Source organism: Streptomyces sp. 6-11-2 (assembly GCF_006540305.1).
Classification (GTDB): Bacteria; Actinomycetota; Actinomycetes; order Streptomycetales; family Streptomycetaceae; genus Streptomyces.
Genome location: NZ_BJOR01000001.1, coordinates 2162329 through 2182540, shown reverse-complemented (window position 1 = coordinate 2182540; position 20212 = coordinate 2162329). Strand labels below are relative to the sequence as shown.

Sequence of the window (20212 nt, the reverse complement as noted above, 5' to 3'; positions counted from 1 at the left end):
TCAACTCCGGAGTCGACCCGAGCTGGCGTCCTGCCCGGGGCCTCGCTGCTTCTCCCGGCCGACCCGGACGTCCGGTTCACAGGCACGACTGGGATGCCCGGTCTCACGACCCCCATCGGGTGACGATGGCTTCCTCCACGCTGAAGACCTCGTCGCAATCGGCACACTGCGCTGTGCCGAAGACGTAGGTCAGTTTGTGCGCGATGCCGGGATGGCCGTCTGCGAGTGCACGGGTGTGGAGTCTTTGGGCCAGTCCCTCCAACGATGAGGGCGCCTGAGGCTGCAGCGGTACCTTCCTCGCCTCACTGGATCTCATGTACATGCTGTTTGTGGTCGAAAAGAAGCCGTGCTCTCCGAAGGCGACGAAGTTCTCCGAACCGCACGCGGGGCAGGGCACTTCATATTCCTCGTCGTTCAGCCCGTCGAGCTGTTCGCTCCAGACTTCCACGCCTTGGAAGCTGAGAAGCGTGGACAGCAAGTAGACGTAACTCGTGGGGTCGTCGGCGAGCCCGGGGTGCCGGAGGGCGTCCTCGGTCAGTTGCGCCAGCTCGGATACTTCGGAGGCGTAGGTGACTTGGGGATCTTCATCGCGGTATGGCTGATCCGTGCTCGCCATGATGGAGCCGGCCAGGCAGAGCGGCGCCTGCCGGTCCGGCGGTGCCCACCGACGCGCCATCTCGGTCAGAGCGGGCAAGACCGCGTAGCTTGCCGAGTAGACAGTGCCCTGGTGGCACAACCGGGACCAGAGTTCATCCCAGCTGGAGTCCTGCGGGTTCGAGCCGGCTCTGTGGAGCAGGCTCGGAATGTCTTCTGCCGTGCCGTAAGCGTGGTGGAGCCGGGACCAGTCCGTCATGCCGATGATCCAAGCAGCAGGGTGTGACATGACGCCGCGGTGTCCGGAGAGGCTGAGCGAGCGGGCCGGGTCACGTCCGCTGGAGTGGTGTATCGATGGCCACTCGGTGATCTCGTCCCTGCGGCTATGCGGTGAGTCCGGTGAGCAGGTCGGTCTCGTCGGTTTCTGACTCGATCGGGTGGGGGCGGGCCTTGGCGAGGAGTTCACGGCCCATGTAGCGGCGGGCCTCGGTCCACTCGCCGTCTGCGCGGCCAGGACCACGCCGACGAGCCGGATCACGGCGGGGCCTCGTTGATCGCCGGTCAGGCTCCTCGCGCGCCGCATGTGACGCTAGGCCTCCCGTATACCAGATCCCACGGTGGATGAACGCTCGTCTTGCGTGCGTCACCTCTCCTGGCCACTTCCCCGGTTGCTGCCGGCCGGAGTTGATCGAGTGGCGGGGCGGTGGCTCGGGCGTGCGGGGGTGGTGGTCTGCGGGGGTAGTTGAGAGTTGCAATGTCACAACCCTGTCACCTTCTTTACTAATCCCTCACATCTAGCGCGTCGGCGTGGATAGGTTCACCCCTTACGTACTCAAACGGGGGGATCCCATGAGCTATTACCAGCCCCAGCCGCCGTTCCAGCCTCCGCCCAGACCGCCGGCCTTCCGTCCCGCACCCAAGTGGGCCCGCAAGCGATTCGTACTGCCCGCCCTGGGCCTCGCGTTCATTCTCGGCGTGGGTAGCGGCGGCGACGGCCAGAACCCGAACGCGACGAAGTCGGTGGCCAACGACAAGGTGCAGCCGACGGCCACGGCCACGGTCACCGCGACAGCCACGGCGACGGAGACCGCGAAGCCGAAGCCCGCGCCGACGGTGACGCAGACGGTCAAGGTGAAGGTGACTGTCACCGCCCACGCCGCTGCCGCGGGGTCGGGAACGGGCGGCAGTTCGACGTCTGGCGGATCGTCGTCCAGCGGCGGGTCCAGCTCGTCGGGTGGCTCCAGCTCCGCGGGCGGCGGTGCTACGGCGCTGTGCAATGACGGTACGTACTCGTACGCCGCTCACCATCAGGGGGCCTGCTCGCATCACGGCGGCGTGGCCGTCTTCTACCGGTAGTCAACGTCTCAGGTCGGTGCTCCAACTGGTGGCGTGCGTATGGGACCGCCTGCCCCGCTGATTTGGGGAGGCCGGTCCCGCGTCTCCGGAGCCTCTGGGCCCGCCCGCGCGGTGTGTCGGGACCCACGGCCGCCCCGTCCCGGTATCAGCGTGGGGCGGGGCAGAAGACGGCGCGCCAGGTGCGGCCATGGCGATCAGGCTTGGCCCGCAAGGGATCGGGGTTCAAGGTCGCCGCACTCGTGGGGTGTCGGGGTGTCACCTGCGGGAATGTCCCAAGACCCCGTCCACGCCTCCTCCACAGCCCCCGACATACGGCCGCTTCGGGCGGCACCTTCTGGACGTCGTTCTGGACGTCGTTGTCAGGTTGACCTGCGGTGGCGTGGTATCGGACGCCCAGATTCTGTCCGATGGCTCAACGTTCAGCGAATGAGCGCCTGGGCCCGACGAGCGATTTCGTCCGGGGCCACGTCCTCAACGTGCGTGAGGAAGACCCAGACGTGTCCGTAGGGATCCCGCAGGATAGCTGTGCGGTCGCCGTGAAACTGGTCGGTCGGTGGCTGCAGAAGTTCCGCGCCGGCCGCGCTGCTCGGCAAGTACGTCGACGTCATCAACGAAGACGTGTAGCCCCACGGTCGTACCGCCAAGGGTGGTTGGTGCGGCGAAGGTAGGGCCTTCGGCATCGCCCAGCATGATGGTGGACCCGTGAATGCTGATCTCTGCATGCAGGATGCGCTCGCCCGGGCCACCGAGATGGAACATTTCCTCGGCTCCGAACGCCTTGGTGTAGAAGTCGATCGCTTTGGCGGCACCGTCGACCATCACGTGCGCGATCACGGCGTTGCGGTAGTGCTCGGGAACGGCGGTCGTGGCCATGGAAACCGCCTCCTCGGTTGGCCGACGGCTATCAGTGACCACGAAGGTAGAAGCTGAACCCAACTTGAGGTCAAGCGCTCTTGCCCCGATACACGAAGTTCCTCGACGGACGGCAGGACGTCGCCAACCGCCGCATCGAGGACCTGCTCCGTGAATATGAGGGACGGCACCTGACCGTGTCTGAGGCCCCCGGCGTCGTGTCCAGGGGCATGTCGGTGCCGCATGTTTCAGCTCATCGGACAGCCGATCTCCGCGATGTCCTCCGCGAGGTCGGCCAGAGTGATCTCCGAGTTCAGTGCGCTGACCACTTCTTCGGTCAGAGGACGGCGAGAAAAGACGTGGCGAACGGCCTCCAGGTCGACCGGGACCTCGTAGTTGTCCTCGGCCCACCGCTGAAACGCTTCCGGCGAGCGGTCCACCAGCAGTTGGAAGAGGTACTCGGATCCGTCCGGGTCTTCCGTTGCTTCCCCGGGGAAGTCGATCGTCCCTGTTCTCCAGCTGCCGTCTCCCGTCTCTCGCCATATGCACGCAGTGACGCGAGGCAATCCGTCATACGAGAACGCGGGGTCCTCAACGCACGGTCGGAAGACGTCAGGAACCTCGTCGAGCACTCCGGGCCACAGCCTGTCCTCTACGTAGGGGCTCATAGGTGATTCGTGATCGAATCCACGGACGCAGGCGCCGGCGGCTGAGAAAACGATCGAGTAGTCGTCGCCCGATCCACTCCGCATTGAGGCCATCGACTCCTTCTCGGACCAGCGGTCGTTGAAGGAGTGACCACGGCCCGACCACTCAGGGCTCAGGACCGCCTCCAGGATGGCCAGGGAACGGCAGTGCTCACGGAGGACGGCTATCTCGGGCAGCTGCCGAGCAACATCATGAACGGTCACCCGCTCATCCAAGCGCACACCTCTGACACGTCGGGCCTGCCTGTCGGGTGGCTGTCTCGCCAGAGACGAGAACCGTGGAGAGCGTGGCTCACCTGCGGCGATGCTTCAAGATCCCGCCCACGCCTCATCCACAGGTCCCGACATACGCCCGCTTCGGGCCGCATACGCCTGCACAAACGCGAAGACCCCGACCTCAGCGTTTCCGCTGGTGACGGGGTCTTTGGGCACCTCATACAGGGTGCCCCCGGCAGGATTCGAACCTGCGCACACGGCTCCGGAGGCCGTTGCTCTATCCCCTGAGCTACGGGGGCGGGTCGGGCGCGTTGTCTGCGCGGCGACGGGTAGAACACTACCAGTTCCGGGAGGGTGGTCATGAACGTTTTCCGGTGAGGCCGTGGGGGTGGGTCCCCCGGACGGGGTGGAAGTGGGGAAAAGCCGGACGCGGTGGCCGGTCCGGACCTACTCTCGAGTGGTGCCAGCCGCTTCGGGTCGGGTGCTTGTTGTGGACGACAACAAGGTCATCCGGCAGCTGATCAGGGTCAATCTTGAGCTTGAGGGGCTCGAGGTCGTGACCGCGGCCGATGGTGCCGAGTGTCTGGATGTCGTGCATCGGGTGCGGCCCGATGTCGTCACGCTCGATGTCGTCATGCCGCGACTGGACGGGCTGCGGACCGCGGCCCGACTGCGGGCCGATCCGCTCACCCGTGATCTTCCGCTCGCCATCGTCAGCGCCTGTTCGCAGTACGAGGTCGAGACCGGACTCGATGTCGGCGTCGACGCCTTCCTCGCCAAGCCCTTCGAGCCCGCGGAACTCGTGCGGGTCGTGCGGCGGTTGATCGACGGTGGGGCCCGTGGGGCCGGGGAGGCCGAGCCCGCAGGGCGTAGTAGCGGCTAAATCGGTTCATGGGTATCAGCAAGTGGGCGGGGGCGTTCGCCGTTGCCTCAGATGCCTCGGCTGCCTCAGCTGATCGACGTCTTCGCCCGGGCCGGCAGGCCGAGACTCAGGCGCTCCACAGCTCCACAGCTCCACAGCTCCACAGCTCCACAGCTCAGCGACTCAGCGACTCAGCGACTCCGCGGATTCCGGCGGTTTCCGTCCACATGGCGATACCGCGCCCAAATGAGTTCGCATACCCACCCCCCTCCTCCCCTACGCTTGTCCCGTGACCCCCGTGGAGCTCTCCCGTACCGTGCTGAGCGCGGTCCGCCGCGCTGTCGACGTGGGGGAGCTGAGCGTCGGCGTGCCCGAGCGGGTCGTGGTCACGCCGCCCCGGCCCGGCGGTTGTGGTGACTACGCCACCAACATCGCCCTCCAGCTCGCCAGGCCCGCCGGACAGCCCGCGCCGCTCGTCGCCCAGGTGCTCCGGGGCCATCTGCTCGGCCTCGACGGCATCGACGACGTCACCGTCACCGGGCCCGGGTTCCTCAACATCAGCCTCCGCGACGCCGACGCCGAGGCCGCCCTCGTCCGGCTGGTGGAGGACATTCGGGAGTCCGGGGAGCGGTACGGGTACGCCCCGCGGCCGACCGGGACCGCCGTCGAGCTGCGCTGTCCCCGCGAGGTCCGTGCCGTCGTTGTCGCGGACGTCGTGGCGCGGCTTCTCCGGTCCCAGGGGGGCGAGGGAAGGGTCAATTGCGCGAGTTCTCTCCCCGCCGACTGGGAGCAGGTCCTGGGCGTCCGCGTCGATGCCCCAGATGACTCGCTCCCCGGCGTCGACATCCGTCCCGTCCCCGCCCCCGCCGACCCCCTCCCTCTCGGCCGCGACGCCGCCCGCTGGGCCCTGCTGCACCCCGCCGGACACGACCGGCCCCGTATCGGCGACGAGCACGACGGGCATGACGGGCATCTCGTCCAGAGTGAGAGCAACCCACTCTTCCGCGTCCGGTACGCCCACGCCCGCACCCGAGCCCTCGGCCGCAACGCGGCCGACCTGGGATTCGGCGCCGAGCCGGGCCCCGTCGACGTGATCCCGTCCGAGCTGGTCACCCTGCTCGCCGACCATCCCCGCGTGCTCGCCCGCGCCGCGGACCACCGCGCTCCCGACGTTCTCGCCCGGCACCTCGTCAGCGTTGCCGATGCCGTGCTGCCCTTCCTCGCGACCGTGCTGCCGCGCGGGGAGGAGAAACCCTCGGCCGCCCACCGCGCCCGGCTCGCCCTTGCCGAAGCCGCCGGGACGGTGCTGGCCGGTGGCCTGTCCCTGCTCGGCATCGACGCACCCGAACACCTCTGAGAGAGTCCACAGAGAGCCGCACTGACATGAGCCGTTCCGCACATCCCGCCGGGCCCCGTCACGCCGATGTCCTGCCCGAGGGCCACTACTCCGCCCCGCCCGCCGACCTCAACGCCCTCGACCCCAAGGTCTGGGCGCAGACCGTCCACCGGCGCGAGGACGGTGTCGTGACCGTCGGCGGTATCGCCGTCACCGACCTCGCCGAACGGGTCGGCACCCCCGCCTACGTCCTCGACGAAGCCGACTTCCGGGCCCGGGCGCGGGCCTGGCGCAACGCCTTCGGGCACGACGCCGACGTCTTCTACGCCGGGAAGGCGTTCCTGTCCCGGGCCGTCGTGAGGTGGCTCGACGAGGAGGGGCTGAACCTCGACGTCTGCTCCGGCACCGAACTCGCCACCGCGCTCTCCGCCGGAATGCCGGCCGAGCGGATCGCCTTCCACGGCAACAACAAGTCCCCGTACGAGATCCAGCGGGCCGTCGAGGCCGGGGTCGGGCGGATCGTGCTCGACTCCTTCCAGGAGATCGTGCGGGTCGCCCACATCGCGCAGTCGCTCGGGAAGCGGCAGCGGGTGCAGATCCGGATCACGGTCGGCGTGGAGGCGCACACGCACGAGTTCATCGCCACCGCGCACGAGGACCAGAAGTTCGGCATCCCGCTGGCCGGGGGACAGGCCGCCGAGGCCGTACGGCGGGCCCTCCAGCTCGACGGGCTCGAACTCATCGGCATCCACTCCCACATCGGGTCGCAGATCTTCGACATGTCCGGGTTCGAGGTGGCCGCGCACCGCGTGGTGCGGCTGCTCAAGGACATCCGGGACGAGCACGGGGTCGAGCTGCCGGAGATCGACCTCGGCGGCGGGCTCGGGATCGCGTACACCAGCAACGACGACCCGCGTGAGCCCCACGAGATCGCCAAGGCGCTGACCGAGATCGTCACCCGTGAGTGCGAGGCCGCCCGGCTCCGTACGCCCCGTATCTCCGTCGAGCCGGGGCGCGCCATCGTCGGACCCACCGCCTTCACGCTCTACGAGGTCGGCACCATCAAGCCGCTGGAGGGGCTGCGGACGTACGTGTCCGTGGACGGCGGCATGTCCGACAACATCCGCACCGCGCTCTACGACGCCGAGTACAGCGTCGCGCTCGTCTCCCGGGTCTCCGACGCCGAGCCGATGCTCGTCCGGGTCGTGGGCAAGCACTGCGAGAGCGGGGACATCGTGGTCAAGGACGCCTTTCTGCCGGCCGACCTGGCACCCGGTGACCTCATCGCCGTGCCGGCCACGGGTGCGTACTGCCGGTCCATGGCCAGCAACTACAACCACGCGCTGCGTCCGCCGGTCGTCGCCGTCGCGGACGGGGAGGCCCGGGTGATCGTCCGCCGGGAGACGGAGGAGGACCTCCTGCGGCTCGACGTCGGATGAACCCAGTGATCCCCATGACTCCGATGGCGCCAATGATCCCGATGACGCCGACAGTGACCGCGGCGCGGGGCGGCCGGAAGATCTCCTGTTTTCCAGGCCGACGAAAATGAAATAAACGTCTCACGATCCGGACAAATAGCAGAAACTCCGTTCCGGTGAGTGAGACTGGTCCAACCGTAGACGGTATGAGGAAACGAGGTCGGATGATGCGTACGCGTCCGCTGAAGGTGGCGCTGCTGGGCTGTGGGGTTGTCGGCTCAGAGGTGGCGCGCATCATGACGACGCACGCCGACGACCTCACAGCCAGGATCGGGGCCCCGGTGGAGCTCGCCGGGGTCGCCGTGCGGCGCCCCGACAAGGTGCGCGAGGGCATTCCCGCCGACCTCGTCACCACCGACGCCACCGCGCTCGTCAAACGCGGCGACATCGACGTCGTGGTCGAGGTCATCGGCGGGATCGAGCCCGCCCGGACGCTCATCACCGCTGCCTTCGAGCACGGTGCCTCCGTGGTCTCCGCGAACAAGGCCCTGCTCGCCCAGGACGGGGCCGCCCTGCACGCCGCCGCGGAGGCCAACGACACGGACCTCTACTACGAGGCCGCCGTCGCCGGTGCCATCCCGCTGATCCGGCCGCTGCGCGAGTCCCTCGCGGGGGACAAGGTCAACCGGGTGCTCGGCATCGTCAACGGCACCACCAACTTCATCCTCGACAAGATGGACTCCACGGGGGCCGGCTACCAGGAGGCCCTCGACGAGGCCACTGCGCTCGGGTACGCGGAGGCCGACCCGACCGCCGACGTCGAGGGGTTCGACGCCGCCGCCAAGGCCGCCATCCTCGCCGGGATCGCCTTCCACACGCGCGTACGGCTCGACGACGTCTACCGCGAGGGCATGACCGAGGTCACCGCCGCGGACTTCGTCTCCGCCAAGGAGATGGGCTGCACCATCAAGCTGCTCGCCATCTGCGAGCGGGCCGAGGACGGAGGGTCCGTCACCGCCCGGGTGCACCCTGCGATGATTCCGCTCACCCACCCGCTGGCCTCCGTGCGCGGCGCCTACAACGCCGTGTTCGTCGAGTCCGACGCGGCCGGGCAGCTCATGTTCTACGGGCCCGGCGCCGGCGGCGCGCCCACCGCCTCCGCCGTGCTCGGCGACCTTGTCGCCGTGTGCCGCAACCGGCTCAGCGGGACCACCGGGCCCGGCGAGTCGGCGTACGCAGCGCTGCCCGTGTCGCCCATGGGTGATGTCGTCACGCGCTACCACATCAGCCTGGACGTCGCCGACAAACCGGGTGTGCTCGCCCAGGTCGCCACCGTGTTCGCCGAGCACGGGGTTTCCATCGACACTGTTCGCCAGCAGGGCAAGGACGGCGAGGCCTCCCTCGTCGTCGTCACCCACCGTGCTTCCGACGCCGCCCTCGGCGGGACCGTGGAGGCGCTGCGCAAGCTCGACACCGTGCGGGGTGTCGCCAGCATCATGCGGGTTGAAGGAGAGTAACCAGCAATGACCCACCAGTGGCGCGGAATCATCGAGGAGTACCGGGACAGGCTGCCGGTGTCCGACAGCACGCCGGTCGTGACGCTCCGCGAGGGCGGTACGCCTCTCGTGCCCGCGCAGGTGCTCTCCGAGCGCACCGGCTGCGAGGTCCACCTCAAGGTCGAGGGCGCGAACCCGACCGGGTCCTTCAAGGACCGCGGTATGACGATGGCGATCAGCAAGGCCAAGGAGGAGGGTGCGAAGGCCGTCATCTGCGCCTCCACCGGCAACACCTCCGCCTCCGCGGCCGCCTACGCCGTACGGGCGGGGATGGTCTCCGCGGTGCTGGTGCCGCAGGGCAAGATCGCGCTCGGCAAGATGGGCCAGGCGCTCGTGCACGGCGCGAAGATCCTCCAGGTCGACGGCAACTTCGACGACTGCCTCACGCTCGCCCGCGCGCTCAGCGACAACTACCCTGTGGCGCTGGTCAATTCGGTCAACCCGGTGCGTATCGAGGGCCAGAAGACGGCCTCCTTCGAGATCGTCGACATGCTCGGCGACGCGCCCGACATCCACGTCCTGCCGGTCGGCAACGCGGGCAACATCACCGCCTACTGGAAGGGCTACCGCGAGTACGCCGCGGACGGCCTCGCCACGAAGACGCCCCGCATGTGGGGCTTCCAGGCCTCCGGCAGCGCCCCGATCGTGCGCGGCGAGGTCGTCAAGGACCCGTCGACCATCGCCACCGCGATCCGTATCGGCAACCCCGCCTCCTGGACGTACGCCCTGGCCGCGCGCGACGAGTCCGGCGGTGCCATCGACGAGGTGACGGACCGTGAAATCCTGCGCGCCTACCGGCTGTTGGCCGCGCAGGAGGGTGTCTTCGTCGAGCCGGCGTCCGCCGCGTCCGTGGCCGGACTGCTGAAGGCGGCCGAGCAGGGCAAGGTCGACCCCGGCCAGCGCATCGTGTGCACGGTCACCGGCAACGGCCTCAAGGACCCCGACTGGGCCGTCGCCGGTGCTCCCCAGCCGGTCACGGTCCCGGTCGACGCGGCCACGGCGGCCGAACGCCTGGGCCTGGCCTGACCGCACCGCCCGCACCGTCGACGACGAGCGCGACGACGAGCGCGACGACGAGCGCGACGACGAGCGCGACGACGAGCGCGACGACGAGCGCGACGACGAGCGCGACGACGAGCGCGACGACGAGTGCCGACGACAAGCGCGACGACGGACCGACCGCGTCCGGCTCCGCACGGGCCGGCTCCGCACGGGCCGGCTCCGCACGGGCCGGTGCAGGTCGAGGGCCAGTGACGGTCGAGCCAGTGACGGTCGAGCCGTCACCGGTCGGTCGTCGTCGGCTCAGCCGCTCCGCCGCACGTCCGGGCGGATCGGCCGCCGTCGTCCGGTGCCGAGCGCGGCCCGGTCGGCAGCACCCGCCGTCGACGCTCCCGACGCCTCCGTCCGCCGACGGTGCCCGTCGGTCCGGTGCTCAGGCCGCTCGCCCACCGCGTTTCGCCCGGTCGGCGCAACGCGCGCGCACCGCGCAAGCCACGCAACCGCGCGGCGTGCGGAGGCGTCTCTCCCAGGAGACTTCGGAGGAGGGTGGCACGGGGGGCTTGCGACACGCATCGTGCGCCTCCCGTGCGCCCTATGTCGCCACTGAACTTTCCTTCGATAGGCTGTAGGGAACCCGACCGCCGCACACGCCCACGCAGGTGGCGGTGCCGCGTCGTCTCCGTGGCCTGAGGGTCTTCCCCGTTCCTGTCGAGTGTCATTCGACCATCACGCAGCTCAAGGAGAGTCAACGAGCGATGGCCGGTCCCGCGTTCCGCGCCGCCGCCGTCCGGGTGCGCGTCCCCGCCACCAGCGCCAACCTCGGCCCAGGCTTCGACGCCTTCGGCCTGTCGCTGGGGCTCTACGACGACGTCGTGGTCCGGGTGGCCGACTCCGGGCTGCACATCGACATCGCCGGCGAGGGCAGCGAGACGCTGCCGCGGGACGAGAAGCACCTGCTCGTCCGCTCGCTGCGCACCGCCTTCGACGTCCTCGGCGGACAGCCGCGCGGCTTGGAGATCGTCTGCGCCAACCGCATTCCGCACGGCCGCGGTCTCGGCTCCTCCTCCGCCGCGATCTGCGCCGGAATAGTCGCGGCCCGCGCCGTGACCATAGGCGCCGAGGCCAGGCTCGACGACACCGCGCTGCTCGAGCTGGCCACCGAGATCGAGGGCCACCCGGACAACGTGGCGGCCTGTCTGCTGGGCGGGTTCACCCTGTCCTGGATGGAGGCCGGAGCGGCCCGGGCCATCAGGATGGAGCCCTCCGATTCCATCGTTCCGGTGGTTTTCGTGCCGGGAAAGCCGGTGCTCACCGAAATCGCGCGCGGCCTGCTGCCGCGCACCGTGCCGCACGTGGACGCCGCCGTCAACGCGGGCCGCGCCGCCCTGCTCGTCGAGGCCCTCACCCGGCGCCCCGAGCTGCTGTTGCCGGCCACTGAGGACCGCCTCCACCAGGAGTACCGCGCCCCCGCCATGCCGGAGAGCGCGGCGCTGGTGGAGCGGCTTCGGGCGGACGGCATCCCCGCGGTCATCTCCGGCGCCGGACCCACCGTCATGGCGCTCGCGGACGCGGGCACCGCCGACAAGGTGGAGCAACTGGCGGGCGCCGACTGGGCCGCCAACAGGCTGAGTCTCGACCTGCAAGGAGCCTGCGTACTGCCGCTCGCGGCAGGCGGGGAGATCTGAAATCCGGCGGTTGCCGGATTTCGAGAGGGGGAATGTTTGTTGGATCCGGTAGTGTTAACCTCAAGTCTGCACCCGACCCCACCATGGCGAGGTGCCTCGTGTCCCCGTCCGGGACAGACATTCCTCCGGGAGCCCCCCCAAGCCGCACTGTGTGGTGTACGTCGTACCTGGGCAGTACCTCGTATGCGCACACTGAGCGGTCCGCCGGGCACGCTCCGGAATCGGTGCGACCACGCCACGTGACTCAGTGACACTCGGTGCCGCTGATGGTCGAGGAAGCGCCAATCACCAGAAATCTCTTCCGCCGCTTTGGGCGGACCACCGCCCCGGCACGGTTCACCAGCAAGGACCGAAGCCGGACAGCACAACCGGTCGCCGAGCCAGACAGGCCGACGTCCGCTCCAGGGAAGGACCCTTCGTGAGCGACACCACCGATCTGATGGGCGCACGTGTCGAGGAGACCGCTGCCGCGCCCGCCACGGACGCCTCCGCGCCTGCCACCGGTGCCGGCTCCCGGCGGCGCCGCGGTACCGGCCTCGAGGGCATGGTGCTGGCCGAGCTGCAACAGGTCGCATCCGGCCTCGGTATCAGGGGCACCGCGCGCATGCGCAAGAGCCAGCTGATCGAGGTCATCAAGGAGGCGCAGGCGGCCGGGGGCGCCCCCGCCGCGAAGGCCGCGCCTGCCGCGGGGGACGCCACCGAGACCAAGCCGAAGCGCCGCAGCACCTCCCGCACCCGTACGGGCGAGGAGGCCGCGCCCGCGAAGAAGGCGGCGGAGGCCCCCTCCGCCAAGCCCTCGAACGACGTGGAGCAGTCGGGCGCCTCCGCCAAGGCCGTGGCGCAGCAGCAGATCGAGATCCCCGGCCAGCCGGCTGGGGGCACCGCCCGCTCGAGTGAGGCCGAGCGTGGGGGAGAGGACGCTCCGGCCGAGCGCCGTCGCCGTCGGGCCACCGCGGAGGCGGGCGCCCCCGCGGGCAGCGCCGAGACCGTCGCCGCCGAGGCGAAGAGCGAGTCGAAGGCCGAGACCGCGGCCCAGCAGCAGTCGCAGGGCGACGCCGGTGACGGTGGCGAGGGCCGCCGTCGCGACCGCCGTGAGCGCGGCCGGGACCGTGACCGTGACCGTGACCGCGACCGCCGCGGCAAGGGCGACGACCAGCAGGGCCAGGGCGGTCAGCAGCAGCGCCAGCAGGGCCAGCAGCAGAGCGGCGGCCGGCCGGACCGTCAGCAGCGGGCCGACGAGGACGGGGACGACTTCGAGGGCGGCCGCCGGGGCCGTCGCGGCCGCTACCGCGACCGCCGTGGCCGCCGTGGCCGTGACGACGTCTCCGAGCCGCAGATCGCCGAGGACGACGTCCTGATCCCCGTCGCGGGCATCCTGGACATCCTCGACAACTACGCCTTCATCCGTACGTCGGGCTACCTGCCGGGTCCCAACGACGTGTACGTCTCCCTCGCCCAGGTCCGCAAGAACGGCCTGCGCAAGGGCGACCACGTCACGGGTGCGGTCCGCCAGCCGAAGGAGGGCGAGCGCCGCGAGAAGTTCAACGCGCTGGTCCGGCTGGACTCCGTCAACGGCATGGCGCCCGAACACGGCCGTGGGCGGCCGGAGTTCAACAAGCTGACGCCGCTGTACCCGCAGGACCGGCTCCGTCTGGAGACCGACCCGGGCGTTCTGACCACCCGCATCATCGATCTGGTCTCGCCCATCGGCAAGGGCCAGCGCGGTCTGATCGTGGCCCCGCCGAAGACCGGCAAGACCATGATCATGCAGGCGGTCGCCAACGCGATCACGCACAACAACCCCGAGTGCCACCTGATGGTCGTCCTCGTCGACGAGCGTCCGGAAGAGGTCACCGACATGCAGCGGTCGGTCAAGGGCGAGGTCATCTCCTCGACCTTCGACCGCCCGGCCGAGGACCACACCACGGTCGCCGAGCTCGCCATCGAGCGTGCCAAGCGTCTGGTGGAGCTGGGCCACGACGTGGTCGTGCTGCTGGACTCGATCACCCGTCTGGGCCGTGCGTACAACCTGGCGGCCCCGGCCTCCGGCCGCATCCTGTCCGGCGGTGTCGACTCCACGGCCCTGTACCCGCCGAAGCGGTTCTTCGGTGCGGCCCGCAACATCGAGGACGGCGGTTCGCTGACCATCCTCGCCACCGCCCTGGTGGACACCGGGTCCCGCATGGACGAGGTGATCTTCGAGGAGTTCAAGGGCACCGGCAACATGGAGCTCAAGCTCGACCGGAAGCTCGCCGACAAGCGCATCTTCCCGGCGGTGGACGTGGACGCGTCCGGTACCCGTAAGGAAGAGATCCTGCTCGGCAACGAGGAGCTGGCCGTCGTCTGGAAGCTGCGCCGGGTGCTGCACGCGCTCGACCAGCAGCAGGCGATCGAGCTGCTCCTCGACAAGATGAAGCAGACCAAGTCGAACATCGAGTTCCTGATGCAGATCCAGAAGACCACGCCGACTCCCGGCAACGGCGACTAGGCGCTCCGCCGAGCAAGCCGGACCAGCCGGGTAAGCCGGTAAGACGCACGCAGTAGGCCGCCCCCCTGTTTTCAGGGGGGCGGCCTTCTGCCGTTCCCGGCTCCGTACGAGCGTTCCCGGCCGTACGAGCGTTCCCGGCCGTACGCGCGTTCCCGGCCGTACGAGACCTTCGCCACAGGCGCCGCGCCCCGTTCCGGCTCCCCACGGCGCCGTCCGGGCCCGTGTCGCCGCAGGTGAACAGGGTTACCAAGCGGTACACAGCCCCGCATGGTGCCTATGTCCGCATGTGGTGGACACAGAGCGTTGTGCAACCCTTTCCCGAGTTCCCCCGTCTGACCGTACGAGCGACGATAGTGCGGTACGGGTCTCATCGACCGAGAACAGACCGGGGTCCGACCCCGACCGCAGGGGGTAACCGACCGTAGACACGAGAGCCGAGGAGCGCATGCCTGCCGACAGCACGCGAGGACCGGGCATACCAGGGGAATCCGGTGACACCGGGCCCCGCCGCCGCACCAAGGGCCGCCGTCGCAAGCCCCCCACCGGGCGGCGCAGGGCCCTGACGGCCATGGCCTGGACCGCCGCGGGGATCGTCGTGCTCGGCGGCGCGGGGGCCGGCTTCCTCTACTTCAAGCTCAACGGCAACCTCAGGACCATCGACATCAACCAGGCCCTCGGCGGCGACCGGCCCACCAAGGCCGACAACGGATCCGAGAACATCCTGGTCCTCGGTTCCGACACTCGCGCCGGCGGCAACAAGAAGCTCGGCGGCGGCACCGACGACGGCAGCGCCCGCTCCGACACGGCGATGATCGTGCACGTCTACGAGGGCCACAAGAAGGCCGGAGTGGTCTCCATACCGCGCGACACCCTCGTCGACCGCCCCGAGTGCACCGACGCCAAGGGCGGCACGCACGCCGCGGAGCACGACGCGATGTTCAACGAGTCGTACTCCACCGGCGGCGCCGCCTGCGCGGTGAAGACCGTCGAGTCGATGACCGGCCTGCGCATGGACCACTACCTGGAGGTCGACTTCAGCGGCTTCCAGAAGCTCATTGACGAACTCGGCGGAGTCCGGGTCACCACGACGAGGGACATCGACGACCCGCGCAGCCACCTCGACCTCAAGGCGGGCACGCACACCCTCGACGGACAGCAGGCCCTCGGCCTGGTCCGCACCCGGCACGGCGTCGGCGACGGCTCCGACCTCGGCCGCATCCAGCTCCAGCAGGCCTTCGTCAAGGCCCTGGCCGACCAGGTCAAGCACATCGGTGTGCTCACCAACCCCAAGAAGCTCTACGACCTCGCCGACACCGCGACCAGGACCGTCACCGCCGACTCCGACCTCGGCTCGGTGAACTCCCTGATCGCCTTCGCCGACGGCCTGAAGGGCATCAGCTCCTCCCGCATGACCATGGTCACGATGCCCGTGCGGTACGACCCGGCCAACCCCAACCGCGTCCTCGTGGAGAAGGCCAAGGCCCAGCAGATCTGGAACGCCCTGAGGAACGACAAGCCCATCCCGAGGACGGCCACCGAGGGCACGGCCACCGGCAAGGCCAAGGGCGTGGTGAGCACCCCCTGAGGGGCGCGGGGAACTGCGCGACGAGCCACGTTCGACCCGCGCCCGCCCGGGCGAACACACGTCACCCCGGCATGCGGGAAACCTGCCCCCGCCCCGCAGAGACCCGCAGAGACCCGCAGAGACCCCCGGGTCCCCGGAGGAACCCGCGGGGAATACCCGACCCCACCCCCCGGTTTGGGTGGATGGCCCCAGTCCTGGCAGACTGGTACGTCGGCTCCGGTTCACGCTCCGCATCCCGCGGCTGCGACCCGGCGCCCTCCCGGAACTCTAGGAGACACCTTGAAGCGCGACATCCACCCCGCGTACGTCGAGACGCAGGTCAGCTGCACCTGCGGCGCGTCGTTCACCACCCGCAGCACCATCGAGTCCGGCAGCATCCGGGCCGAGGTCTGCTCCGAGTGCCACCCGTTCTACACGGGCAAGCAGAAGATCCTCGACACCGGTGGCCGTGTGGCCCGCTTCGAGGCCCGCTTCGGCAAGGCTGCCGCCGGCTCCAAGAAGTAGCGCGCCCCTTTCCGCCGGTCCACGGCCGTACCCCACCGCGGGGTGCGCCGGGACCGGCGTTTTTGGTCGCCCGCCTTCCCCCACCCCAGTAGTACAGGCAGTACAGGAGCCGAAAGATGTTCGAGGCCGTCGAGGAACTCGTCGCCGAGCACGCCGATCTGGAGAAGCAGCTCGCCGACCCGTCGGTCCACGCCGACCAGGCCAACGCGCGCAAGCTCAACAAGCGCTACGCCGAGCTCACCCCGATCGTCGCCGCGTACCGCTCCTGGAAGCAGACCGGCGACGACATCGACACCGCGCGCGAACTCGCCGCGGACGACCCCGACTTCGCGGCCGAGGTCAAGGAGCTGGAACAGCAGCGCGAGGAGTTGACCGAGAAGCTGCGCTTCCTGCTCATCCCGCGCGACCCCAGCGACGACAAGGACGTCATCCTCGAGATCAAGGCGGGCGCGGGCGGCGACGAGTCGGCCCTGTTCGCCGGCGACCTGCTGCGCATGTACCTGCGGTACGCCGAGCGGGTCGGCTGGAAGACCGAGATCATCGACGCCACCGAGTCCGAGCTGGGCGGCTACAAGGACGTCCAGGTCGCGGTGAAGACCCGCGGGCAGACCGAGCCCGGCCAGGGCGTGTGGGCCCGGCTGAAGTACGAGGGCGGGGTGCACCGCGTGCAGCGGGTGCCGGCCACCGAGTCCCAGGGCCGTATCCACACCTCCGCGGCCGGTGTGCTGGTCACCCCCGAGGCCGAGGAGGTGGACGTGGAGATCAGCCCCAACGACCTCCGCATCGACGTCTACCGGTCCTCCGGGCCCGGCGGCCAGTCCGTCAACACCACCGACTCCGCGGTGCGCATCACGCACCTGCCCACCGGAGTCGTCGCCTCCTGCCAGAACGAGAAGAGCCAGCTGCAGAACAAGGAGCAGGCGCTGCGTATCCTGCGCTCCAGGCTGCTCGCCATGGCGCAGGAGGAGGCGGAGCGGGAAGCCGCCGACGCCCGCCGCAGCCAGGTCCGCACCGTCGACCGCTCCGAGAAGATCCGCACCTACAACTTCCCGGAGAACCGCATCTCGGACCACCGCGTCGGCTTCAAGGCGTACAACCTGGACCAGGTCCTGGACGGCGAGCTGGACGCGGTGATCCAGGCCTGCGTCGACGCGGACTCGGCCGCCAAGCTCGCGGCCGCGTAAGACACGTACGCACGCGGGACGTGCGTACGTACGAGCACCAACGGAGGACCAGCGTGCAGCAAGAATCCGGGGGGCGACCCCCGAGCCCCCGCAGCGTGCTGCTCGCGGAGGTGGCGCAGGCCACCCAGCGGCTGGCCGACGCGGGCGTGGACTCGCCGCGCACCGACGCGGAGGAACTCGCCGCGTTCGTGCACGGCGTCAAGCGGGGCCAGCTGCACACCGTGAAGGACGCCGACTTCGACGCCCGCTACTGGGAGGTCATCGCCCGGCGCGAGCAGCGCGAGCCGCTCCAGCACATCACCGGGCGGGCCTACTTCCGGTATCTGGAACTCCAGGTCGGGCCAGGGGTGTTCGTGCCCCGGCCGGAGACCGAGTCCGTGGTCGGCTGGGCCATAGACGCCGTACGGGCCATGGACGTCGTCGAGCCGTGCATCGTCGACCTGTGCACCGGCTCGGGGGCCATCGCGCTCGCCCTCGCCCAGGAGGTGCCGCGTTCGCGCGTGCACGCCGTGGAGCTGAGCGAGGACGCCCTGAAGTGGACCAGCAAGAACATGGAGGGGTCCAGGGTCGACCTGCGTCAGGGCGACGCCCTGACGGCCTTCCCGGACCTCGACGGCCAGGTCGACCTCGTCATCTCCAACCCGCCGTACATCCCGCTCACCGAATGGGAGTACGTCGCCCCCGAGGCCCGCGACTACGACCCGGAGCTGGCGTTGTTCTCCGGGGAGGACGGCCTCGACCTGATCCGCGGCATCGAGCGCACCGCGCACCGGCTGCTGCGGCCCGGCGGAGTCGTCGTCGTCGAGCACGCCGACACCCAGGGCGGACAGGTGCCGTGGATCTTCACCGAGGAACTGGGCTGGGCCGACGCCGCCGACCACCCCGACCTCAACAACCGGCCGCGGTTCGCCACCGCCCGCAAGGCGCTGCCGTGACCCCCATCAGGACTTCTGACCAGCAGTACGTGTACGAGGAGGCCCGCTGACAATGGCACGGCGATACGACACCAACGACGCCACCGACCGCGTGACGGGTCTGCGTGAGGCGGCGTCCGCCGTCCGCCGCGGCGAACTCGTGGTGCTGCCCACCGACACGGTCTACGGCATCGGCGCCGACGCGTTCTCCTCCGAGGGCGTGGCCGACCTGCTCGCCGCCAAGGGCCGGGGCCGCAACATGCCCACCCCCGTCCTCATCGGCTCCCCGAACACGCTGCACGGACTGGTCACGGACTTCTCCGAGATGGCCTGGGAACTCGTGGACGCCTTCTGGCCGGGCGCGCTGACGCTGGTCGCGCGGCACCAGCCGTCCCTCCAGTGGGACCTCGGGGACACCCGGGGCACGGTCGCGGTGCGGATGCCGCTGCACCCGGTCGCCATCGAACTGCTCACGGAGGTCGGCCCGATGGCCGTGTCGTCGGCGAACCTGACCGGCCACCCCGCGCCGGAGAACTGCGGCGCCGCGCAGGACATGCTCGGCGACTCCGTCTCCGTCTACCTCGACGGCGGCCCGACCCCCGGCAACGTCCCGTCCTCCATCGTCGACGTCACCCGCAAGGTGCCCGTGCTGCTGCGCGAGGGCGCCCTGTCGCCGGAGGAGCTGCGCAAGGTGGTACCCGACCTCGAGGTGGCGAATTGACGGCCCCTGACGCGGGGCGTGGCATAGGCGACACCTTCCGCATCCTGCACGTCAGCACCGGCAACGTGTGCCGTTCTCCCATCACCGAGCGGCTGACCCGGCACTTCGTGGCGGACCGGCTCGGGGATCCGCGGGGCGGCGGGCTGATCGTGGAGAGCGCGGGCACCTGGGGCCACGAAGGCGCGCCGATGGAGGCCAACGCGGAGACCGTGCTGGCCGACTTCGGCGCGGACGCCTCCGGCTTCACCGGCCGGGAACTGCTGGACGAGCATGTGATCCGCGCCGACCTGGTGCTCACCGCGACCCTGGACCACCGTGCCCAGGTCATCTCCATGGGCCACTCGGCGGGCCTGCGCACCTTCACCCTCAAGGAGTTCACCCGCCTGGTGAAGGCGATAGACACGGCCACGCTGCCGCCCCTGGAGGACGGCGTGGTCGAACGCGCCCGCGCCCTGGTCCGCGCCGCCGCCGCTCTACGCGGGTGGCTCCTGGCCCCGACCGCCGAGGCCGACGAGGTCTACGACCCCTACGGCGCCCCCCTGACGTTCTTCCGCTCGGTCGGCGACGAGATACACCAGGCCCTGGACCCGGTGGTAACGGCTCTGACGGGAGTCCCGGCCCGCGCCTGACGCCCGCCGGGCCTCGCAGCGGACGGCTATCCACCTCCGGGGACGGCCGCCGACCACCCAGCAACTGAAGCGCTCCGGCGCGGGAGCCGGGGTGCTCCGTGAGGTCGCGCAAGGGTCGCGCCGGGTGACGGCCTCGGCGCGCGTCTGCGGAGCTTCTGGCGGACGGGGAGGCCCGGGACCCGGCTCGGGGGCCAGGGGTGCCCTTCGGGGCCGCACACGGGTCGCGTCGGGTCCGGTTGGCCTGCTCGGGCCGGTGGGCGTGGTGCGGGTGTGCCGTGACTGCGTCGGCGGCGGCCTTTGGCGTGCGCCTGTGAGGCGCCTGGCGTTGGAGAGCCCGAGTCCTGGCTGAAGGCGCCCTGTGGGGCCGTGCACGGGGCGTGCCCGGACCGGCGGCCTGCTCCGGCCGGGCGGGCGTGGTGTGGGTGCGTCGTGGGCCGTGTCGGTGCGGCCTCCGGGTTGCGTCGGGGATGGCCTTGACGCGTGTCTGCGGCGTGTCCGGCGGAGGGCGGCCCGTTTGGGTCGCGCGCGGGTCCGGTCGGCCTGCTCCGGTCTGGGGCGTGCGTGGGTTGTGTCGGTGGTCGGCCTCGGCGCGTGCCCTGTCGGGCG

At 70.2% G+C, this 20212-nt stretch carries 18 protein-coding genes and 1 tRNA gene; 14 read left to right on the top strand and 5 right to left on the bottom strand.

The window, feature by feature from the left end:
* Positions 1–103 precede the first annotated feature (103 nt).
* Positions 104–853, bottom strand: coding sequence for a hypothetical protein (locus tag TNCT6_RS09035; RefSeq protein ID WP_141358372.1), 750 nt, complete (start codon positions 851–853; stop codon positions 104–106).
* 590 nt (positions 854–1443) lie between these two features.
* Between TNCT6_RS09035 and TNCT6_RS09025 the strand changes: the two genes are divergently transcribed.
* A complete protein-coding gene (locus TNCT6_RS09025; protein WP_141358368.1) occupies positions 1444–1950 on the top strand; it encodes a DUF3761 domain-containing protein in 507 nt (168 codons plus the stop codon).
* A gap of 471 nt (positions 1951–2421) precedes the next feature.
* On the opposite strand, the gene TNCT6_RS09020 is transcribed toward TNCT6_RS09025, so the two are convergent.
* The 3 genes from TNCT6_RS09020 to TNCT6_RS09010 form a co-directional block, all read right to left on the bottom strand.
* Positions 2422–2823 (bottom strand): VOC family protein, encoded by a 402-nt coding sequence (locus TNCT6_RS09020; protein WP_253266057.1) that lies wholly within the window; start codon positions 2821–2823, stop codon positions 2422–2424.
* Between the two features lie 227 nt (positions 2824–3050).
* Complete coding sequence (locus tag TNCT6_RS09015; RefSeq protein ID WP_253266056.1) at positions 3051–3731, bottom strand: hypothetical protein; 681 nt, start codon at positions 3729–3731, stop codon at positions 3051–3053.
* A gap of 221 nt (positions 3732–3952) precedes the next feature.
* Positions 3953–4024 (bottom strand) — tRNA-Arg (locus tag TNCT6_RS09010).
* A 113-nt stretch (positions 4025–4137) separates the two neighbouring features.
* On the opposite strand from TNCT6_RS09010, the gene TNCT6_RS09005 reads away from it, so the two are divergent.
* From TNCT6_RS09005 to thrC, 5 genes are all read left to right on the top strand, one after another.
* Positions 4138–4608, top strand: coding sequence for a response regulator (locus TNCT6_RS09005; protein WP_141366248.1), 471 nt, complete (start codon positions 4138–4140; stop codon positions 4606–4608).
* 268 nt (positions 4609–4876) lie between these two features.
* Positions 4877–5944 carry an ArgS-related anticodon-binding protein NrtL gene (nrtL, locus tag TNCT6_RS09000; RefSeq protein ID WP_141358366.1) on the top strand — a complete coding sequence of 356 codons (1068 nt, stop codon included), beginning with the start codon at positions 4877–4879 and terminating at the stop codon, positions 5942–5944.
* Between the two features lie 26 nt (positions 5945–5970).
* Positions 5971–7362: a diaminopimelate decarboxylase gene (gene lysA, locus TNCT6_RS08995; protein WP_141358364.1), complete on the top strand. Its 1392-nt coding sequence runs from the start codon at positions 5971–5973 to the stop codon at positions 7360–7362.
* A gap of 203 nt (positions 7363–7565) precedes the next feature.
* The gene (locus TNCT6_RS08990; RefSeq protein ID WP_141358362.1) at positions 7566–8858 is read left to right on the top strand and encodes a homoserine dehydrogenase; all 1293 of its coding nucleotides are present in this window, start codon (positions 7566–7568) and stop codon (positions 8856–8858) included.
* Positions 8859–8864: 6 nt separating this feature from the next.
* Positions 8865–9923, top strand: coding sequence for a threonine synthase (gene thrC / locus TNCT6_RS08985; protein ID WP_141358360.1), 1059 nt, complete (start codon positions 8865–8867; stop codon positions 9921–9923).
* On the opposite strand, the gene TNCT6_RS39790 is transcribed toward thrC, so the two are convergent.
* Positions 9871–10059 (bottom strand): hypothetical protein, encoded by a 189-nt coding sequence (locus tag TNCT6_RS39790; RefSeq protein WP_172632741.1) that lies wholly within the window; start codon positions 10057–10059, stop codon positions 9871–9873. The two genes, thrC and TNCT6_RS39790, sit on opposite strands and share 53 nt — an antisense overlap.
* 592 nt (positions 10060–10651) lie before the next feature.
* On the opposite strand from TNCT6_RS39790, the gene thrB reads away from it, so the two are divergent.
* The 8 genes from thrB (at position 10652) to TNCT6_RS08940 (ending at position 19606) form a co-directional block, all read left to right on the top strand.
* Positions 10652–11581: a homoserine kinase gene (thrB, locus tag TNCT6_RS08975; RefSeq protein ID WP_141358356.1), complete on the top strand. Its 930-nt coding sequence runs from the start codon at positions 10652–10654 to the stop codon at positions 11579–11581.
* Between the two features lie 418 nt (positions 11582–11999).
* On the top strand, positions 12000–14069 hold the full coding sequence (rho, locus tag TNCT6_RS08970; RefSeq protein WP_141358354.1) for a transcription termination factor Rho: 2070 nt from the start codon (positions 12000–12002) through the stop codon (positions 14067–14069).
* A gap of 445 nt (positions 14070–14514) precedes the next feature.
* On the top strand, positions 14515–15654 hold the full coding sequence (locus tag TNCT6_RS08965) for an LCP family protein (RefSeq protein ID WP_141358352.1): 1140 nt from the start codon (positions 14515–14517) through the stop codon (positions 15652–15654).
* A gap of 279 nt (positions 15655–15933) precedes the next feature.
* Positions 15934–16158: a 50S ribosomal protein L31 gene (gene rpmE, locus TNCT6_RS08960; protein WP_141358350.1), complete on the top strand. Its 225-nt coding sequence runs from the start codon at positions 15934–15936 to the stop codon at positions 16156–16158.
* Between the two features lie 116 nt (positions 16159–16274).
* Positions 16275–17342: a peptide chain release factor 1 gene (prfA, locus tag TNCT6_RS08955; RefSeq protein WP_141358348.1), complete on the top strand. Its 1068-nt coding sequence runs from the start codon at positions 16275–16277 to the stop codon at positions 17340–17342.
* Between the two features lie 95 nt (positions 17343–17437).
* On the top strand, positions 17438–18277 hold the full coding sequence (gene prmC / locus TNCT6_RS08950; protein ID WP_141366246.1) for a peptide chain release factor N(5)-glutamine methyltransferase: 840 nt from the start codon (positions 17438–17440) through the stop codon (positions 18275–18277).
* A gap of 52 nt (positions 18278–18329) precedes the next feature.
* Positions 18330–18977, top strand: coding sequence for an L-threonylcarbamoyladenylate synthase (locus tag TNCT6_RS08945; RefSeq protein WP_141358346.1), 648 nt, complete (start codon positions 18330–18332; stop codon positions 18975–18977).
* A complete protein-coding gene (locus TNCT6_RS08940; protein ID WP_141358344.1) occupies positions 18974–19606 on the top strand; it encodes a protein-tyrosine-phosphatase in 633 nt (210 codons plus the stop codon). The genes TNCT6_RS08945 and TNCT6_RS08940 overlap by 4 nt, the downstream gene beginning before the upstream one ends.
* Positions 19607–20212 lie beyond the last annotated feature (606 nt).